This is a genomic window from Novosphingobium meiothermophilum (assembly GCF_003171715.1).
In the GTDB taxonomy this organism is placed as follows: Bacteria; Pseudomonadota; Alphaproteobacteria; order Sphingomonadales; family Sphingomonadaceae; genus Novosphingobium; species Novosphingobium meiothermophilum.
Genome location: NZ_QGHL01000017.1, coordinates 34185 through 51559 on the forward strand (window position 1 = coordinate 34185; position 17375 = coordinate 51559).

The 17375-nt window shown below is 65.5% G+C and carries 18 protein-coding genes; 3 read left to right on the top strand and 15 right to left on the bottom strand.

Going from position 1 to position 17375, the window contains the following annotated elements; all coding sequences use genetic code 11:
• Window positions 1–14 precede the first annotated feature (14 nt).
• Genes DKM43_RS14015 through DKM43_RS14025 form a run of 3 tightly spaced genes read right to left on the bottom strand, consistent with a single transcriptional unit; the run spans window position 15 to window position 2098 of the window.
• Window positions 15–1217, bottom strand: coding sequence for an acetyl-CoA C-acyltransferase (locus tag DKM43_RS14015; protein WP_109799123.1), 1203 nt, complete (start codon window positions 1215–1217; stop codon window positions 15–17).
• Window positions 1218–1229: 12 nt separating this feature from the next.
• Window positions 1230–1607: a steroid Delta-isomerase gene (locus DKM43_RS14020; RefSeq protein ID WP_109799124.1), complete on the bottom strand. Its 378-nt coding sequence runs from the start codon at window positions 1605–1607 to the stop codon at window positions 1230–1232.
• A gap of 5 nt (window positions 1608–1612) precedes the next feature.
• Entirely contained in the window at window positions 1613–2098 is a 486-nt protein-coding gene (locus DKM43_RS14025; RefSeq protein WP_109799125.1) for a MaoC family dehydratase, read from the bottom strand.
• Window positions 2099–2300: 202 nt separating this feature from the next.
• On the opposite strand from DKM43_RS14025, the gene DKM43_RS14030 reads away from it, so the two are divergent.
• Window positions 2301–3752 carry an FAD-dependent oxidoreductase gene (locus DKM43_RS14030; RefSeq protein WP_109799126.1) on the top strand — a complete coding sequence of 484 codons (1452 nt, stop codon included), beginning with the start codon at window positions 2301–2303 and terminating at the stop codon, window positions 3750–3752.
• 9 nt (window positions 3753–3761) lie between these two features.
• On the opposite strand, the gene DKM43_RS14035 is transcribed toward DKM43_RS14030, so the two are convergent.
• From DKM43_RS14035 to DKM43_RS14045, 3 genes are all read right to left on the bottom strand, one after another.
• Complete coding sequence (locus DKM43_RS14035; RefSeq protein ID WP_236632598.1) at window positions 3762–4733, bottom strand: acyl-CoA dehydrogenase family protein; 972 nt, start codon at window positions 4731–4733, stop codon at window positions 3762–3764.
• A gap of 23 nt (window positions 4734–4756) precedes the next feature.
• Entirely contained in the window at window positions 4757–5902 is a 1146-nt protein-coding gene (locus DKM43_RS14040; RefSeq protein ID WP_109799128.1) for an acyl-CoA dehydrogenase family protein, read from the bottom strand.
• 129 nt (window positions 5903–6031) lie between these two features.
• Window positions 6032–6910: a LysR substrate-binding domain-containing protein gene (locus DKM43_RS14045; RefSeq protein WP_109799129.1), complete on the bottom strand. Its 879-nt coding sequence runs from the start codon at window positions 6908–6910 to the stop codon at window positions 6032–6034.
• 111 nt (window positions 6911–7021) lie between these two features.
• On the opposite strand from DKM43_RS14045, the gene DKM43_RS14050 reads away from it, so the two are divergent.
• Window positions 7022–7828 (top strand): crotonase/enoyl-CoA hydratase family protein, encoded by an 807-nt coding sequence (locus tag DKM43_RS14050; RefSeq protein ID WP_109799245.1) that lies wholly within the window; start codon window positions 7022–7024, stop codon window positions 7826–7828.
• Window positions 7829–7834: 6 nt separating this feature from the next.
• Here the strand turns inward: DKM43_RS14050 and DKM43_RS14055 are convergent, their stop codons facing one another.
• From DKM43_RS14055 to cysD, 3 genes are read right to left on the bottom strand one after another with little or no spacing between them, the layout of a single operon-like run.
• On the bottom strand, window positions 7835–8587 hold the full coding sequence (locus DKM43_RS14055) for a 3'(2'),5'-bisphosphate nucleotidase CysQ (protein ID WP_109799246.1): 753 nt from the start codon (window positions 8585–8587) through the stop codon (window positions 7835–7837).
• Window positions 8588–8610: 23 nt separating this feature from the next.
• The gene (gene cysN / locus DKM43_RS14060; RefSeq protein WP_109799130.1) at window positions 8611–10557 is read right to left on the bottom strand and encodes a sulfate adenylyltransferase subunit CysN; all 1947 of its coding nucleotides are present in this window, start codon (window positions 10555–10557) and stop codon (window positions 8611–8613) included.
• Window positions 10557–11480: a sulfate adenylyltransferase subunit CysD gene (cysD, locus tag DKM43_RS14065; RefSeq protein WP_109799131.1), complete on the bottom strand. Its 924-nt coding sequence runs from the start codon at window positions 11478–11480 to the stop codon at window positions 10557–10559. Before cysD ends, cysN begins: the two co-directional genes overlap by 1 nt.
• A gap of 86 nt (window positions 11481–11566) precedes the next feature.
• Here cysD and DKM43_RS14070 point away from each other — a divergent pair, with 86 nt between their 5' ends.
• The gene (locus DKM43_RS14070; protein ID WP_109799132.1) at window positions 11567–12679 is read left to right on the top strand and encodes a helix-turn-helix transcriptional regulator; all 1113 of its coding nucleotides are present in this window, start codon (window positions 11567–11569) and stop codon (window positions 12677–12679) included.
• A 28-nt stretch (window positions 12680–12707) separates the two neighbouring features.
• Here DKM43_RS14070 and DKM43_RS14075 read toward each other — a convergent pair whose 3' ends face one another.
• Genes DKM43_RS14075 through DKM43_RS14100 form a run of 6 tightly spaced genes read right to left on the bottom strand, consistent with a single transcriptional unit; the run spans window position 12708 to window position 17177 of the window.
• Complete coding sequence (locus DKM43_RS14075) at window positions 12708–13385, bottom strand: SDR family NAD(P)-dependent oxidoreductase (RefSeq protein ID WP_109799133.1); 678 nt, start codon at window positions 13383–13385, stop codon at window positions 12708–12710.
• 16 nt (window positions 13386–13401) lie between these two features.
• A complete protein-coding gene (locus DKM43_RS14080; RefSeq protein WP_109799134.1) occupies window positions 13402–14178 on the bottom strand; it encodes an SDR family NAD(P)-dependent oxidoreductase in 777 nt (258 codons plus the stop codon).
• Window positions 14175–14753 carry a carboxymuconolactone decarboxylase family protein gene (locus DKM43_RS14085; protein ID WP_109799135.1) on the bottom strand — a complete coding sequence of 193 codons (579 nt, stop codon included), beginning with the start codon at window positions 14751–14753 and terminating at the stop codon, window positions 14175–14177. The genes DKM43_RS14080 and DKM43_RS14085 overlap by 4 nt, the downstream gene beginning before the upstream one ends.
• Window positions 14754–14802: 49 nt before the next feature.
• Window positions 14803–15582, bottom strand: coding sequence for an SDR family NAD(P)-dependent oxidoreductase (locus tag DKM43_RS14090; RefSeq protein WP_109799136.1), 780 nt, complete (start codon window positions 15580–15582; stop codon window positions 14803–14805).
• 47 nt (window positions 15583–15629) lie between these two features.
• A complete protein-coding gene (locus tag DKM43_RS14095; RefSeq protein ID WP_109799137.1) occupies window positions 15630–16082 on the bottom strand; it encodes a nuclear transport factor 2 family protein in 453 nt (150 codons plus the stop codon).
• A 15-nt stretch (window positions 16083–16097) separates the two neighbouring features.
• Window positions 16098–17177, bottom strand: a complete 1080-nt coding sequence (locus DKM43_RS14100; protein ID WP_109799138.1) for a Rieske 2Fe-2S domain-containing protein — start codon at window positions 17175–17177, stop codon at window positions 16098–16100.
• Window positions 17178–17375: the final 198 nt, after the last annotated feature.

Consider the following 17375-nt stretch of genomic DNA (forward strand, 5'->3'; position numbering starts at 1 on the left):
GCGCCCCGGACCGTTCAGGCCACTTCGAACAGCCCCGCCGCGCCCATGCCGCCCGCCACGCACATCGAGACGACGACATACTTCACCCCACGGCGCTTGCCCTCGATCAGGGCATGGCCGACAAGGCGCGATCCGGTCATGCCGAAGGGATGGCCAAGGGCAATGCCGCCGCCGTTCACGTTGAGCCGTTCGGGATCGATCCCCAGCTTCTGCTGGCAATAGACGGCCTGGCTGGCGAAGGCTTCGTTGATCTCGAACAGGCCGATGTCGTCGATCTTCAGCCCGGCCCGGTCAAGCAGCTTGGGAATGGCGAAAACCGGGCCGATGCCCATTTCCTCGGCCGCGCAGCCTGCCACCTGAAAACCGCGATAGAGGCCCAGCACCGGCAGCCCTTCCTTCTGCGCGGTATCAAGGTCCATGAGCACCTGCGCCGATGCGCCATCGGAAAGCTGGCTGGCATTGCCTGCGGTCACATGGCGTCCTTCGGCAATCACCTGTCCGCCCCTGAACACCGGCTTCAGCCCCGCCAGCGCCTCGTAGGTGGTGCCCGCGCGGATGCCTTCGTCCTGCGCCAGCGTCACTTCCTCCTTGCCGGTTTCGTTGCCTTCCTTGTCGAACAGGGCCTTGGTCACGGTGATCGGCACGATCTCGTCGGCAAAACGGCCCGCTTCCAGCGCGGCGGCTGCGCGCTGCTGCGAAAGCGCGGCAAAGCGGTCCTGCTCCTCGCGGCTCACGCCATAACGTTCGGCCACGATCTCGGCGGTTTCGATCATCACCATGTAGGCATGGGGATCGGCCGCCTTCACCGCTTCGGAACGGTTGCGAAACGCCGGGGCGTGCTTGTTGATGGTCAGCGATATGCTTTCCATCCCGCCTGCCACGGCCACGTCGATCTCGTTGCAGATGATGCCGCGCGCGGCCAGTGCAATCGCATTGAGGCCGGATGAGCACTTGCGGTCCAGAGTGAAGCCTGCGGTGCTGTCGGGCAGGACCGATGCGTGGACGGTCAGCCGTCCCAGATTGTAGCTCTGCGTGCCCCAGTGGTTGCCCACGCCCAGATAGACATCATCGACCCGCGCCGGATCGATGCCCGCGCGCGCGATTGCGGCATTGACGACATGGGCCGAAAGCACCGGCGCCTCGGTATCGTTGAAGGCCCCGCGATAGGCCTTGCCGATGCCCGTGCGGGCGGTGGAAACGATGGCGGCTTCGCGCATGTTGGCGTCCTCTCAGGAAAATCCGTGCATGTTGGTGGGGCCGAAATAGGCCCGCATTTCAATCACCTTGCCGTGATCGTCGAACCGGAACGTATCGATCACGTCCACATGCATGTCCTTGCCGCCAAGGTTCAGGAGCACCGAAAAGGCAAAGGCCGCATAAGGGCCGCAGATACGCACCGGCCCTTCGAGCTTCAGCTTCGCGCCAGTCTGCATCGATGCGGTGTAGAACGCCAGGATCGCCTCGCGCCCCACGTGCGGCGGGCTGCCGACCGGGTCTTCCACCGTGGCGTCATCGGCAAACAGCGCGGCCACCCGTTCGGGCGCATTGGCGGCGAAGGCGGCAACATATTCGTGGACGGCAGCTTCCATGTCTGCGGGATCGGGCATCGCTCTCACTCCGGGAAATAGCGGCTGATGGTATCCAGCACGCAGGCGGGTTTGTCCTGTCCCTCGATCTCCACGGTGACGCGCACGACCGACTGGATCGCGCCCTTCACCTCTTCGGCCGAGATGATCTCGCCGCGGGCGCGGATGCGGCTGCCCACCTTCACGGGCGCCAGAAACCGCAGCCGGTCTGCCCCCACGTTCACCGCATGGGCAAAGCCGCGCACCTCGATCAGTTGCGGCAGGAAGAAATTGACCAGGCTCATCGTCAGATAGCCATGGGCGATGGTGCCGCCAAACGGCCCGGCCTGCGCGCGCTCCACGTCAACGTGAATCCACTGGTGATCGCCCGTCACATCGGCAAAGCCGTTCACGCGCGCCTGATCGATCAGCAGCCAGTCGGTCGGCCCCAGCATGGTGCCTTCGCGCCCCAGCAGGTCGGACGGTTTCTCGAATATCGCTGCGCTTCCTGTCGTCACTGTCACTGCATCCATCGCGGCCTGCTTCGCGCCTGCGCCACTGCCACCCCGCCCCGGCGGAGTCAGAGATTGCCGGCATCGAAAGCCTTTCTGCTTTTCAATTGACGATTTGCGTATCCAATGCAATCGTAATTTACGAATGCTGCGCAGACTTGCTGCTTTCAGCGACGGAGCGCGCGAAGTTTGGGAGAGACTCCATTTGGGAGAGACTGCGGCGATGAGCCACTATTCGCAATACCGGCCCCTGCCGCTGGCGCAGGTGCCGCAGTGGGATTTCGAAACCGATGTCGCCATCATCGGCTTTGGCGCCACCGGCGCCTGTGCCGCGATCGAGGCACGCGCGGCAGGCGCCCAGGTCCTGCTGTTCGAACGTTCCTCAGGCTCTGGCGGGGCATCGGCGCTTTCGGGCGGAGAGATCTACGTGGGCGGGGGCACCGATGCGCAGATCGCCGCCGGATTTGCCGATACGGTCGAGGATTTCACCCGCTACCTGAAGATGGCGGGCGGTCCCTGCGCAGACGAGGCCAAGTGCGAACTCTATGGCCGCGAGGCACTGGCGCATTACCAGTGGCTCAAGGATCAGGGCGTGCCCTATCGCGGCAATTTCCTGCCCGGCAAGCATATCGAGCCGACCGACGATTCGACTCTCATCTGGTCGGGCAGCGAAGCGGCCGCGCCGTTCTGCCATGAGGCCCGCCCTGCCCCGCGCGGGCACACCATCCGCCACATGGGCTGGGGCGGCGGACGGCCGCTGGTCGATATTCTGGAGCGCCGCGCGCGCGATCTGGGGGCGCAGGTTCATGTCGATGCACGCGCCGTTGCGCTCATCACCGATGGCGATAGCGTTGCCGGCGTGGTCGTGCGGATCGACAACCGCGACCGCTTCGTGCGCGCCCGCAAGGGGGTGGTGCTGGCCACGGGCGGTTTCGTCTTCAACGAAGCGATGCGGCGCAAGTATTGCCCCGACAGTTTTCGCGTGAACAGCCCCATCGGCGACAAGGATGATGGCGTGGGCATCGAACTGGGGGTCTCGGTGGGCGGCGATGCCATCCATATGGACCAGTTCTTCACCACCTGCCCCTGGACCATGCCCGAAAGCCACGCCCATGGCGTGTTCGTGAATGTCCATGGCCAGCGTTTCATCAACGAGGACTGCTATCACGGCCGCGTCTCGCGCTGTGCGGTCGATCAGCCGGGCGGCAAGGTCTATCTCCTGCTCGATGTGGCGCACTTCAGCCAGCCGCTCGACATTGCCGGGATAGCCATCGCCGCCACGGGCGAAACCTGGGAGGAAGTGGAGGCCGAACTGGAAATGCCCGCAGGCACGCTTGCGGCCACGATGGCCTTTTACAATGCCCATGCCCGCGAAGGCCGCGATCCGCTGTTCGACAAGCAGCCTCCGATCCTGAAGGCGCTCGACCAGTCCCCCTTCGTCGCGCTCGAACTCGATTTCCAGACCAGCTATTTCAGCTTCTTCACGCTCGGCGGCCTCAGAACCTCGACCGATGCCGAAGTGCTGGACCGTTCGGGCAGCCCGATCCCCGGCCTGTTCGCGGCCGGGCGGTGCACATCGGGCCTGCCCGCGTGGGGGCACGGCTATTCATCGGGCCTCAGCCTTGCCGATTGCACCTTCTTCGGGCGTCAGGCAGGCAGGCGCGCCGCCGCCTGACGCACGGCTTCAGACGAAGATCGCCCCGCGCACGAAGTCCACGCTGCCTTCGCTTGCGCCAAGGCGCGCTTCGCCCAGAAGCCTATTCCAGTAGCCTTCCGAACCATCGGCCATGCGCCATTCGTGCAGGCGGCGGCTCAGCAGTTGCAGGTCGTATTCCTCGCTGATGCCGATGGCCCCGTGCACCGCGTGGGCACTGGCGGCAATGCGCGCGGCAGCCGCCGCAGCGGTGCTCTTGGCGGTGGCGGCAACCGCCAGCGGCACATCGATGCCCTGCACAGCGCCCAATTGCGCCGCGATACGGCAGGCGATCATGTCCTCGGCCATCACGGCAAGCATCTGCTGCAAAGCCTGCTGGCGGCCGATGGGCTTGCCGAACTGGACGCGCTGGGATGCGTGATCGGTGGTCATGTCGCACAGGCGCGCGGCCGCCCCCGCGATGAGGCAGGCGCGCAGAACGGCGGCAATGGGCCGAAGGCCGCCTGCCGGTCGCTCCAGCCCTGTCCCTTGAGGGGCGGGGCCGATGCGCGCCGCCAGCGAATGGACAACCCCGGTGGCCGCAGGCGCAAGATCGGCCATGGCGCACAGGAGCAGCTTCGTGCCGGTATCGACCAGCGCATGTCCGGCCACCAGCGCGCAGGGCACTGGTTGCGCCGCCGAGGATGCCAGTGCAATCGGGCCGTCTGGGGCCGTTACCCCGGCGCGCGCCAGCAGCGCGCGGGCAACCATCGTCTCGGCCACCGGCAGCGGCACCGCGCGCGCGCCCAGCGCTTCGATCAGCGGCTCGATCTGGCCCAGCGAAAGTCCGGCCCCGCCGTGATCTTCGTCCACCAGCGCATCGAGAAAGCCCGATCCGGCGATTTCCTGCCACAGCGCGGCTGCGGCATCAGACGGACCCTGCGCGGCTTCCACCGCGCGCACGACGGCAGGCGGGCAGGCGGCATCCAGCATCCGGTCAAAGGGTTCGAGAAGTTCAGCCATGTCCATGATGTTCTCTCTCCCCCTCAACGCAGGCCCATGCCGCGCGCGATGATCCCGCGCAGGATTTCGCGCGTGCCGCCGCGCAGGCTGAAACTGGGTGCTATGTGGGTCACATACATCAGCGTGCGGTAAAGTTCCTCGTTCACCGCCTCGTCCGGGTGGGCAGCCAGATCATCCGCGATCACAACCGGCAGTTCCTGTTCGAAACTGGTGCCGCGATCCTTGACGATGCTGGCTTCCACCACCGGGCTTTCGCCCAGCGCAAGGCGCGCGGTGCAGGCGATCGACATGGCGCGCAACGTGGCCAGTTCCGCGGTCAGACGGCCAACCAGCGCGGCGGCATCGCTGCGTCCGGCGGCCTGCATGTGCCTGATCCACGCATCCAGCAGCACCACGCTGGAATAGATGCGTTCCGGCCCGGAGCGTTCGAACGCCAGTTCCGCCACGACCTGATTCCAGCCATCGCCTTCCTGACCGACCAGCGCATCCTCGCCCAGTTCCACGTTCTCGAAGAACACTTCGGCAAAGTGCGCGTCGCCGGTCAGATCCACGATCGGACGGATGGTGACACCGGGCGCCTTGAGGTCGATGATGAGCTGCGAAAGCCCTGCCTGCCGGTCGGCCGCAGTGCCCGATGTCCGCAGCAGCGCAATCATGTAGTCGGAGTGCATGGCATTGGTGGTCCAGATCTTCTGGCCGTTGACCACCCAGCCCTTGTCGGTCCGTTCGGCCCGCGTGCGCACCCCGGCAAGGTCCGACCCCGCGCCCGGCTCGCTCATGCCGATGCAGAATACCTGTTCGCCCCGGCAGATTGCGGGGATGTGCTTCTGGCGCTGCGCTTCGGTGCCGAAGTTCAGGAGCAGCGGCGCACTCTGCCGGTCGGCAATCCAGTGCGCGGCCACCGGTGCGCCCGCGCTCAGCAGTTCTTCCACCACCACGAAGCGGGCGAACGGCCCCATCCCCCTGCCGCCATAGGCTTCGGGCAGGGTCAGGCCGACCAGCCCCGCCTTGCCGAGCGCGCGGCTGAACCCGGCGCTGAAGCCCTGCCACGAACGGGCACGGCGGTCGGTCGGCATTCCGGCCAGTTCGCTTTCAAGAAAGGCGCGCACCTGGGGGCGCAGCGCCTCGTCTTCGGGTGGCAACTGGGCAAGCGTAAGGGTGTCGAACACGAAAGGCTGGCTCCTATCCCGCAGCGCAAGGCCGATGGCCTACCGCCGTGCTGCGGGGAATGCACCCGCCGACACTTCTGAATCAAATATTTAATTCATGCTCTTCGATATTCAATTCCTATCGGTAGCTCATCCGTCGGCAAAGGCATCGAGCGCCATGGCCACGAAATTGGCGGCGGGCGGCGAAGGATCGGCGCTGCGCACGATGCCCATGGCGATCGGCACCGGCTCTTCCAGCGGCACGATACGCACCCCTTCCCCGGCAAAGCGCGAACTGCGCTGCGGCACCAGTGCCACGCCTAGCCCTGCTTCCACCAGGCTGAGGATGGTCTGAACCTGCATGGCTTCCTGCGCCACCTGCGGGGCAAAGCCTTCGCGGTGGCAGGCAAGGCGGATCGTGGCGTGAAGCGAACTGACCGGGCTGTAGATGATGAAGGGCCGGTCCGCCAGCGCGCCAAGCCGGATCGCGCGGCGGCGCGCCAGAACATCGCCCGCCGGCACCGCCGCCACGAACACGTCGCGCTCGATCACGTCGGTGATGACCGGGGTTGCGTCCATCACCGGCAGGCGCACCAGCCCGATATCGATGCGGTGCGCGGCAATGGCGCGCACGATATCGGCGCTGTTCATCTCTTCCAGCGCAAGGTCAACCTGCGGAAAGGCTTGCCGGAAGGGCGGGATGATGCGCGGCAGAAGATCGCTGATGGCCGAACCGATGAAGCCCACGGCCAGCCTTCCGCGCAGCCCCGCCGCACCCAGCCGCACCGCATCGCGCACCTTTTCCGCGGCCAGCAGCGCCGCCTGCGCCGGGCCGAGCGCGGCCTGCCCCGCCGCCGTCAGCCGCACGCCGCGCGGATCGCGTTCGAACAGCGCCACTCCCAGATCGGCCTCCAGCTTGCGGATGGCCACGGTCAGCGGCGGCTGCGAGATGTGCAGGCGTTCCGCCGCGCGGTGAAAGTTCAGCGTATCGGCCAGCACGGTGAAATAGCGCAGTTGCCGCAGATCCATGATATTCGTTCACTATCGTTATGGGAAAAATCAATATTAGCCCATTGGTGCAGTCTGGCCTAGCCCTGTTGCCCGAACCGTCTTTGCGACCAACCGTTTGAGGATATGCCCATGGCTGAAGCCCCCTTCCTGCTGATCGAACGCGATGGACCGGTGGTCATCGCCACGCTCAACCGCCCGGAAACGCGCAACGCCATTTCCGAAACCGCCTACAGCGAGGAAATCGCCGCGTTCTGCGCCGCCACCACGCGCGACATGAGTGTGCGTGCGGTTGTCCTCACCGGCGCGGGCAAGGCGTTCTGCGCGGGCGGCAATGTCAAGCACATGGTCGAACGCAGCGGCATGTTCGCGGGTGCGCCCTTCACCCAGCGCAATTCATACCGCACCGGTATCCAGCTCATTCCGGCCGCGCTCTATGAACTGGAAGTTCCGGTGATTGCCGCGGTCAACGGCCCCGCCATCGGCGCCGGGCTGGATCTTGCCTGCATGGCCGATATCCGCATTGCCTCGGACAAGGCGCTCTTTGCGGAAAGCTTCGTGAAGCTTGGCCTTGTGCCGGGCGATGGCGGCGCATGGCTGCTGCCGCGCGTGATCGGCATGGCCCGCGCCAGCCTGATGACGCTGACCGGCGATACGATCGATGCAGCCAAGGCGCTGGAATACGGCCTTGTCAGCGAAGTCGTCGCGCCCGATCAGGTGCTGCCACGCGCGGTCGAGATCGCCCGCGCGATTGCCGCCAATCCCGGCCACGCGACGCGCATGGCAAAGCGCCTGCTGCGCGAAGGGCAGGACATGAAGCTTGCCCCCCTGCTTGAGCTTTCCGCCGCCTATCAGGCGCTTGCCCACCACACGCACGATCATCACGAAGCCGTCAGCGCCTTCGTGGAAAAGCGCGATCCGGTGCTGCGCGACGAATAAGGCCGCTCAACCGGGGGAAGGCACGCGCGCGATCTGGTCGAGCACCATCGGCGCGTGTTCCTTCCGGCAGATCAGCAGGTCGGGCATGTAGGTATCGGCCTGGTTGTAGATCAGCGGGCTGCCGTCGATCCGGCTGCAATGCAGCCCGTGGGCCAGCGCCACGGCTACGGGCGCGCACGAATCCCATTCATACTGTCCGCCCGAATGCAGGTAGATGTCGGCATCGCCCAGCACCACGGCCATGGCCTTGGCTCCGGCGCTGCCCATCGGCACCAGTTCGGCCCCGATCGCTTCGGCCACGGCCACGGCCTCGTGCGCGGGGCGGGTGCGGCTGATGACCATGCGCAGGGTCTGCGGCGCGGGCGGCATGGGGCGCGGACAGTCCGAACGCAGCACCAGACCAGCGCCGTTGTCCGCCCCCGGCAGCGCCACCGCACCCAGTGTCGCCACGCCGTCCACCGCAAGGCCCACGTGCACTGCCCAGTCGGCCCGCGCCTCGCCATACTCGCGCGTGCCATCCACCGGATCGACGATCCACACGCGCGACTGGTTCAGCCGGTCAAGGTTGTCCTTCTCCTCTTCGGAAAGCAGCCCGTCATCGGGCCGCTGTTCGCGCAGGGCATGGCACAGGAACTGGTTGGCCGTGGCATCGCCCGCCCTGCCCAGCGCCTTGAGGCTCAGCAATCCGCTTTCGCGAACGGTCACGAGCAGCCTTCCGGCAACTTCGGCAAGATGGGCGGCAAGCTCGGCATCGGTCATCATCGTGTTCCCTGTCTGCGGCATCATATCGTGGGCGCCCAGCCCAGCAGTTCGTTGACGATGCGCTCGGCCGCCGCTTCGGGCGTTTCCTTCGTGGTGTCGATGCGGAAGTCCGGGTTCTCCGGCGCTTCATAGGGGCTGTCGATCCCGGTGAAGTTCTTGAGCTGTCCGCTGCGCGCCTTCCTGTAAAGGCCCTTCACGTCGCGCGCCTCGGCCACTTCCAGCGGCGTATCGACGAAGATTTCCACGAACTCGCCCGGTGCCATAAGCCCGCGCACCATTTCGCGCTCTGCCCGGAAGGGGCTGATGAAGGCGGTCAGCACGATCAGGCCGGCATCGGTCATCAGCCTCGCCACTTCGCCCACGCGGCGGATGTTCTCGATGCGGTCGGCTTCGGTAAAGCCCAGATCCTTGTTCAGCCCATGGCGCACGTTGTCGCCATCCAGCAGGAAGGTGTGCTTGCCCACCGCATGCAGCCGCTTTTCCACCAGATTGGCGATGGTCGATTTTCCCGAACCGGAAAGGCCGGTGAACCACAGCACCCTGGGTTTCTGCCGCTTGAGCGCGGCGTGCGCCTCGCGGCTGATGTCCAGTGCCTGCCAGTGCACGTTCTGCGCGCGGCGCAGCGCGAAGTTGAGCATGCCCGCCGCCACGGTGGCATTGCTCATCTTGTCGATCAGCACGAACCCGCCCAGCGTGCGCCCTTCGGCATAGGGTTCGAAGACCAGCGGCTTGTCGGTGGCGATTTCGGCAACGCCGATGGCGTTCAGTTCCAGCGTCTTGGCCGCCAGATGAGCGCCCGCCCCCCCTGCATCGTTGACGTTCACCACATATTTGGGCTGCTGCACGGTGACAGAAACGGTCTGCGTCGCCAGTTTCAGCCAGTAGGCGCGGCCGGGCAGCATGGCTTCATCGTTCAGCCAGACCAGCGTCGCCTCGAACTGGTCGGCGGCCTGCGGCGGGTTGTCGGCCAGCGCGATCACGTCACCGCGCGAACAGTCCACCTCGGCGGCAAGGCACAGCGTGACCGACTGTCCCGCCACGGCCTGTTCCAGATCGCCATCAAGCGTGACGATGCGCGCGACCTTGCTCGTCTTGCCCGAAGGCAGAATGCGCACCTCGTCGCCCGGCTTGACGCTGCCCGTGGCAATGAGCCCCGAAAAGCCCCGGAAATCAAGGTTGGGCCGGTTCACCCACTGCACCGGCATGCGGAACGGCTTGTCCGCGTCGGCCGTGGAGAGCACTTCGACCGTTTCCAGATGCTCGACCAGGGTCGGGCCGGAATACCACGGGGTATTGGCCGAACGGGTGGTGATGTTGTCGCCCCTGAAGCCGGAGATCGGCATGGCGGTGAAGCTTTCGATGCCGATCGAGCGGGCGAAGGTTGCATAGTCCTTCACGATGGCGTCGAAGGTTGCCTGATCGTAATCGACAAGGTCCATCTTGTTGACGGCCAGCACGATGTTCCTGATGCCGATCAGGTGGCACAGGTAGGAGTGCCGCCGTGTCTGCACCAGCACGCCCTTGCGCGCATCGATCAGGATCACGGCAAGATCGGCGGTGCTGGCGCCCGTCACCATGTTGCGGGTGTATTGTTCGTGGCCGGGGCAATCCGCCACGATGAACTTGCGCTTCTCGGTGTTGAAGAAGCGATAGGCAACATCAATGGTGATGCCCTGCTCACGCTCTGCCGCAAGGCCATCGACCAGCAGCGCAAAGTCGATCTCCTGCCCCTGCGTGCCCACTTTCTTCGAATCGCTTTCCAGCGCGGCAAGCTGGTCTTCGAAGATCATCTTCGAATCATAAAGCAGGCGCCCGATCAGCGTTGACTTGCCATCATCCACGCTGCCGCAGGTGATGAAGCGCAGCATGGTCTTGTGCTGGTGCTGTTCCAGATAGGCGTCGATGTCCTCGGCAATGAGGGCATCGGTCCGATAGATCACGTCCTGCGCGGCTGTGGTGTCCGTCATCAGAAATACCCCTGCTGCTTCTTCACTTCCATGCCCGCGCCGCCCGCATCCCTGTCGATCACGCGGCCCTGCCGTTCGCTGGTGGTGGTCAGCAGCGTTTCCTGGATCACTTCCGGCAGCGTGGTGGCGGTGCTTTCCACCGCACCTGTCAGCGGGAAGCAGCCGAGCGTGCGGAAGCGGACCGATTTCATGGTGATTTCGGGCCGGTAGCCCAGCACCTTTTCCAGCCGTTCGATATCATCGGCCATGAAAAGCTGGCCTTCCCATTCATAGGTCGGGCGCTCTTCGGCAAAGTAGAGCGGCACGATCGGCACGTTGTTGAGGTGGATGTATTGCCAGATGTCCAGCTCGGTCCAGTTGCTGATCGGGAACACGCGGATGCTTTCGCCCTTGTTCTTGCGGGCATTGTAAAGGTTCCACAGCTCCGGGCGCTGGTTCTTGGGATCCCAGCCGTGGCTGGCGGTGCGGAACGAGAAGATGCGCTCCTTCGCGCGGCTCTTCTCCTCGTCGCGCCGCGCGCCGCCGAAAGCCGCGTCGAAGCCATACTTGTCGAGCGCCTGCTTCAGCCCTTCGGTCTTCCACATGTCGGTGTGCAGCGGGCCGTGATCGAAGGGGTTGATACCCCTTTCGGCCGCTTCGGGGTTCTGGTGGATCAGCAGCTCCATGCCGCTTTCCTCGGCCATGCGGGCGCGCATTTCATACATCGCCTGAAACTTCCAGGTGGTGTCGACGTGGAGCAGCGGAAACGGGGGCGGTGATGGGTAGAACGCCTTGCGCGCGAGGTGAAGCATGACCGCGCTGTCCTTGCCCACCGAATAGAGCATGACCGGATTGGTCGCCTCGGCCACCACTTCGCGCATGATGTGGATGGCCTCGGATTCGAGCCGGTCGAGATGGGTGAGCGTCCTGCGATCTGCCGTCATGGCCTCGACTCCCTTGGGAAAACCTGATGGGCTTGCAAATCGCTGGCAGACCCCTATCACGAACCTCCCATATGGGAGAAAAGTGAATGGCCTTCACCCATACCGACCAGCAGGAGCTGTTCCTGCCTCTGGTCGAAGGCATCCATGAAACCCCGCCATGGGGCGCATTCATGCGCAATCTGGTGGCGCGCACCCATGCCCGGCGCGCCTTTCTCATCATCACGCTGGCCAATGCCCTGCCGGGGCAGGAACCCACCGTGCTCCACGTTGCCGCGCCCCGCGCCGTTCAGGAACCGCCGCTCGACTTTCGCCGCATCGCCACGCTGGGACTGCACCCCTATGGTCAGCTCAGGCCCGGCCGGGTCTATGCCATAGATGAAATGCTCGACTTCGATGATCCGCAGCGGCTTGCCATGCAGCGCGAGGCGCTACTTTCGATGGGCATTCGCTATGGCCGCTGGCTGCGCGTTTCGGCAGGCGGCGTGGCGGACGGATGGCTCATGCTGGTGCGCGAACGCGAGGACTTTTCCTCAAGCGCGGTGGCGCTGCTTTCGGCCATCGGCCCGCACCTTGCCGCAGCGCTGCGCACGCTGGCGGCGCTTTCGGCCGAGCGCCTGCAAACCGCGATGGCGCAATCGGCGCTCTCGCGCCTTGGCGCGGGGCAGATCGCGTTTGACGCTCTGGGGCGGGTCATGGCGGCCGATCCCCTGGCCGAAGCCGCGCTGTCCTTTACCACTGCGCCCGATCCGCGCACGGGCCGCCGCCTGCAACTGGGCGCAGCAACCGCCGCCGCGCTCGATCAGGCGATTGCCGATCTGGCTGGCGGCAGCGCGCCGCTGCCGCGCGTGGTGGAACTGGATGCGGCGCGCGGCCTGCACCTTCTGCTGCGCAAATGCGATTTCGACATTCCCGAACCGCGCACGCCGCCCGCGGTCATCGGCACGCTGCGCCTTGACCGGCGCGAGGATGCGCGCGCGGCGGCAAATGTGTTGCGTGCCCTGCACGATCTTTCCGAACGCGAAGCCGCGCTGGCTGTCCGGCTCAGCCGGGGGCAGTCGATCATCGAGGCGGGGCGCGATCTGCGCCTGACCGACGAGACCGCCCGCAACTATTCCAAGCGGATCTACGCCCGAACCGGCACGCGCGGCCAGGGCGATCTGGTGCGCGCGGTGCTGTCGGGCCTTGCTCCGCTGGCCTAGCGGATCCGCCGCCTGATCGCGGCGGCCCCTACCCTCCGCGCGAAACCGGGATGAGCGCGCCCGAAATGGTGCGTGCGGCAGGGCTGGCAAGAAACAGGATCACCTTGGCAAGCGAGGCGGGCTGCACCCACTGCGCAAAATCGGCATCGGGCATGTCGGCGCGGTTTGCCGGGGTGTCGATGATGCTCGGCAGCACCGCGTTCACCGTGCAATCAGTGCCGGCCAGTTCTGCGGCAAGGCTCTCGGTCAGCTTGTGGACGGCCTGCTTCGATGCGGCATAGGCCCCCATGCCTGCGCCTGCCACCAGCGCCGAACCCGCGCCGATATTGATGATTGCTGCCCCCGCCGTGGTGCGCAGCACGGGCAGCGCCGCCCTGGTCATGGTAACGCAGGTGGCTGCGTTCATGGCATACATGCGCGCCCAAGTTTCCGGGCCGCCGTCCTCCAGTGTCTGCCATACGAAGCCGCCCGCCACATTCACCAGCACGTCGATCCCGCCCTGTTCGGCCACCACGCGCGCTGCGGCGGCTTCGGCCTGCGCGGGATCGGTCAGGTCCACCCCGCCGATGTCGATGCCGCCAGGGTTGGCATCGGGCGCGCTGGCGGCAAAATCGATCCGGGCCACCCGGTCGCCCCCGGCGCGGAAAGCCTCTGCCACGGCGCGGCCCAGCACGCCGAAGCCCCCGGTCACGATAACGGAACGCATGTGCTCAAAGTCTCCTTCAGGGCCGCTGCGAGTGGCGCAACCCGCCATCGGCCACGATTTCGGCAGCAGTGATATAGCTGGCCTCGTTTGACAAGAGGAAGCGGATCACGGATCCGATTTCCTCCGGTCTGCCGAAGCGTCCGGCAAAGATGCGCGGGCCGTAAAGCTGTTCCATCCCGTCGCGCATGTCGCCAAGGATGGGCGTATCGATCATGCCGGGGCTGAGCGCATTGATGCGCACGCCGTGCTGGCCCAGTTCATCCGCCATCGACCGCACAAGCGAGACGACCGCCCCCTTGGCGGCGGTATAGATCGGGATCATGGCATTGCCGAACCATGCATTGATCGATGAAATCGCCACCACCGCGCTGCCGGGATGGGCCTTCAGATCGTCGATGAAAGCCTGCACCAGTTCGATGACCGCTCGCACGTGCAGCGCCATACCCGCATCGAAATTGTCGGGCGTCACGCCGCCGATTCCGGTCTGCAAGGCCGTGCCCGCGCCGTGAACGATCCCGCCCACGCTGCCCAGCGCCGCGCGGGTGGCCGCAGCGGCCGGCGCCACCGCCTGCGGATTGCGCAAATCCACCGCCAGCCCGATCGCCGCCACGCCGTGGCGCTGCGCAATCTCCTGCGCCGCGCTGGCCGCGCCTTCGGCATTGATGTCCCACAAGGCCACCGGGCGGCCCACTTCGGCCAGCGCACGGGCGGCGGCAAGGCCGATGCCCGATGCGCCGCCGGTAATCACCACTCCGGTGCCGGGCGTGCCCAGCAGATGGCGCGCGGCACTCATTCCGCTGCCTCTCGCTCGGTCATGTTGCCCAGCCCTGCAAGGCACACCGTATCGAAGCCCAGCACGTGCGCCACGCGGCCCAGCCCCGCCCATGCGGCGGTGCAGTGCGCCAGATCGACGATTTCGGCATCGCTGAAGGCCGCGTTCATCCGCGCCCAGAAATCCTCGTCGGTGGCCAGCGCCTGCGGTTCGGTGCCGAAGCGCTCGGCGAACTCGATCGCGAGCCGCTCGCGCTCCGAGAACAGGGGCGATGTGCGCCATTCGGCAATCGCTTCGTAAAAGGCTTCGTCGGGCGCGGGGCCGTTGTCCGTCACCAGCTTCTGATGGGGATCGCCCGCCACGCTGTAGAGCTGGGGCACATCGCGCTTGGCGCGCAGATCCTTGCACACCATGCAGCCGTTGATCTGCGCGGTGCGCATCCGTGCGCCCTCGAACTCGCGCAGGGGCAGCGCGCTGTGACGATAGACGGCTGCCGCGAAGGCGCCGCTTGCGCCCACGATCTCCACCGCATGGGTGCGCGCGGCATAGCCGAAGGGATCGTGGGACTGATCGTCGGGAACGGTAATGCGGGCCATGGCTCTCTCCTCGATGGTCTGGTTATTGCTGTCTTGGCAGGGTGCAGCTTCACATACCCGGCGATCCGGGGAAACCCATGTAATAGGTGCCTACCGTCATGCCGCCATCCACCACGATTTCCGCCCCATGGACGTAGGAAGCATCATCGCTGGCAAGAAACGCGCTGGCCGCGGCCACTTCCTCCGGCCCGCCGATGCGCTGCAAGGGCACATTGGCATAGCCCTTGTCCACTTCCTCGCGCGGGGCGCCGGTATGGTTGGACATGACCGTATCCACCCCGCCGGGATGGACCGAGTTCACGCGGATGCCCTTGTGGCCCAGCTCCATCGCCGCCACCTTGGTCAGGCCGCGCACGCCCCACTTCGACGAGGCATAGGCCACAAGGCTGTTTGCGCCCTTCATCCCGTCCACCGATGATATGTTGATGATCGCTCCTTTGCCGCGCGCGATCATGCCGGGGGCCACGGCCTTGATCCCCAGAAACTCGCCCACAAGGTTCACGCCCAGCACGCGTTCGTAATCGGCCTTGGTCGTTTCCAGCAGGCTCTTGAACATGAGGATGCCCGCATTGTTCACCAGCACATCCACCGGCCCCAGCCCGGCCTCGACCGCAGCCACGACCTCGGCCCAGTTTTCCTCGCTGGTCACGTCGAGCCGGAAGAAGCGCGCGGCCGCGCCCAGTTCGGCTGCCAGCGCCGCGCCTTCGGCTTCCAGCACATCGGCAATGGCCACGCGTGCGCCTTCGGCCACGAACCGGCGGCAGGTGGCCGCCCCCATGCCGCGCGCGCCGCCCGTGACGATGGCAACCTTGCCTTCAAGCTTTCCCATGATCTCTCCCGTGTGGTTCTTGTGTTCCTGTGTGCGGCGCGCCTGCGCTAAAGGTCGGGCGCGGGGGCCATCTGCGGCACGTTGTGGGTCCAGCCCATTTCCTCGTAACGTTCCGCAATGCGCCAGCCCTCGGCCGTGCGCACCAGCCGGTCGCGATACCACAGGCCGATGAAGAACACCTGTTCGGCACCGTCATCGGCCCTGTGCGTCATCGGGTTGAACAGGATCGTGCGGCTTGTGGCTTCATCGCCGGAAATCTCCAGCTTTGTCGTTGCCACCATGTGCTGGAACATGGGAAAACGCTCCAGCGCGGCGGGCAGCCATGCCTTGATCTGGGCAAAGCTGCCTTTCGCGCCGCCGGTTTCGCTGTAGTCGATCCGCGCATCGGGCGTGAAGATGCGGTCAAGCGCGTCCCAGTCCCGCTCGTCTATGGCAAAGCTGTAGCGCGCGAACAGGTCCTGGATTTCCAGCCGGTCCGAAATCTCTTGCAGCGAAAGCATGACCTGCCCTCGCCGTCAGGCCACCTTCTGGCCGGGGCGCCTGTCGAGCGTGACATGCAGTCCGTTGACGCGGCCCTGGATTTCGGGGGCCTTGTCGCGCGGGTTGTAGAACTGGCGATACCACAGCCGCACCTTGGCATAAGGGCCATCGGCAGGGATCGCCAGCGGGTTGATGCAGGCGCGCTTGTTCGCCCAGATTTCCACGTCCTGCGCAAAGGCAAGCCGGCTTGCCTCCTGATACATCAGCGCGGTGGCGCGGTCCTCGTCGGTGGTCTCGCGGCTGCCGTCATGGACTTTCACCATGAGCGCGTGCCAGCAGCGCGAAACGCCATCCTCGATCGGAGTGTTGGCGATCATGATGAAGCTGTCGAAGGTGCCCGCCATTTCCGATTGCAGGAAGCCCGGCCCTTCATACCAGGTGTCAAGCACGAGGTAATCCTCCGGGTTGGCGGTCAGCGTGCGGTGGCCCGCGCTGTAATACTGGTGCAGGTGCCCGCCCTTGAACTCGTTGGCGAAATACTGCCAGTCCGTTGCCCCGTGGATCGGCACGAAATGGCCCATGTCGGCCATGTTGTCGACAATCTCGATGCCGTGGCTATTGAGATCGCCCATATAGTCGATCTTCCATTCCACCCATCCGGGCTGACCATAGTGACCGCCGAAATCGGGCAGTTCCACATCCGGGGCAAGACCTTCCGGATCGTGCCACATCCAGATGATTCCGGCGCGCTCGATAACCGGATAGGTTCCCAGCTTGGCCGCCTTGGGAATGAAGTCGGAATAGGGAATGTGGTTGCACGCGCCATCGGTGCCAAAGCGCCAGCCGTGGAACGGGCAGCGGATCGATTCGCCCTCCACATGTTCGCCATCGCGCACGATGTAGGATGTGCTGTTCTTCGCCAGATGCGCGCCCATGTGCGGGCAATAGGCATCGACCACATAGGGCGTGCCGCTTTCGCCGCGGTAGAGAACCAGATCCTTGCCGAAATAGCGGATCGGCGCTGGCGTGCGCGTGGCATCCTCAGCCGTGCCGATCATGAACCAGCCGCGCGGGAAATCGAACTCTCCCAGGCCATAGTCCTTCGAGGTTGCCATCTGAATCACTCCTGCATCCCATTCGCCGATTCTGAATCGGCCTCAATCGCGCATATTGCGGTTCAATAGACGATTCATTATCGATTTGCGAAGAAATAATCGCATCGCTGCACGATGACAGCATGGCACGAGGTTCCCGCGCGGACAAGCCCCGGCGCCTGCGCGAGGCAAACCGCGGGGCAAAAGCGCCGACCGTGC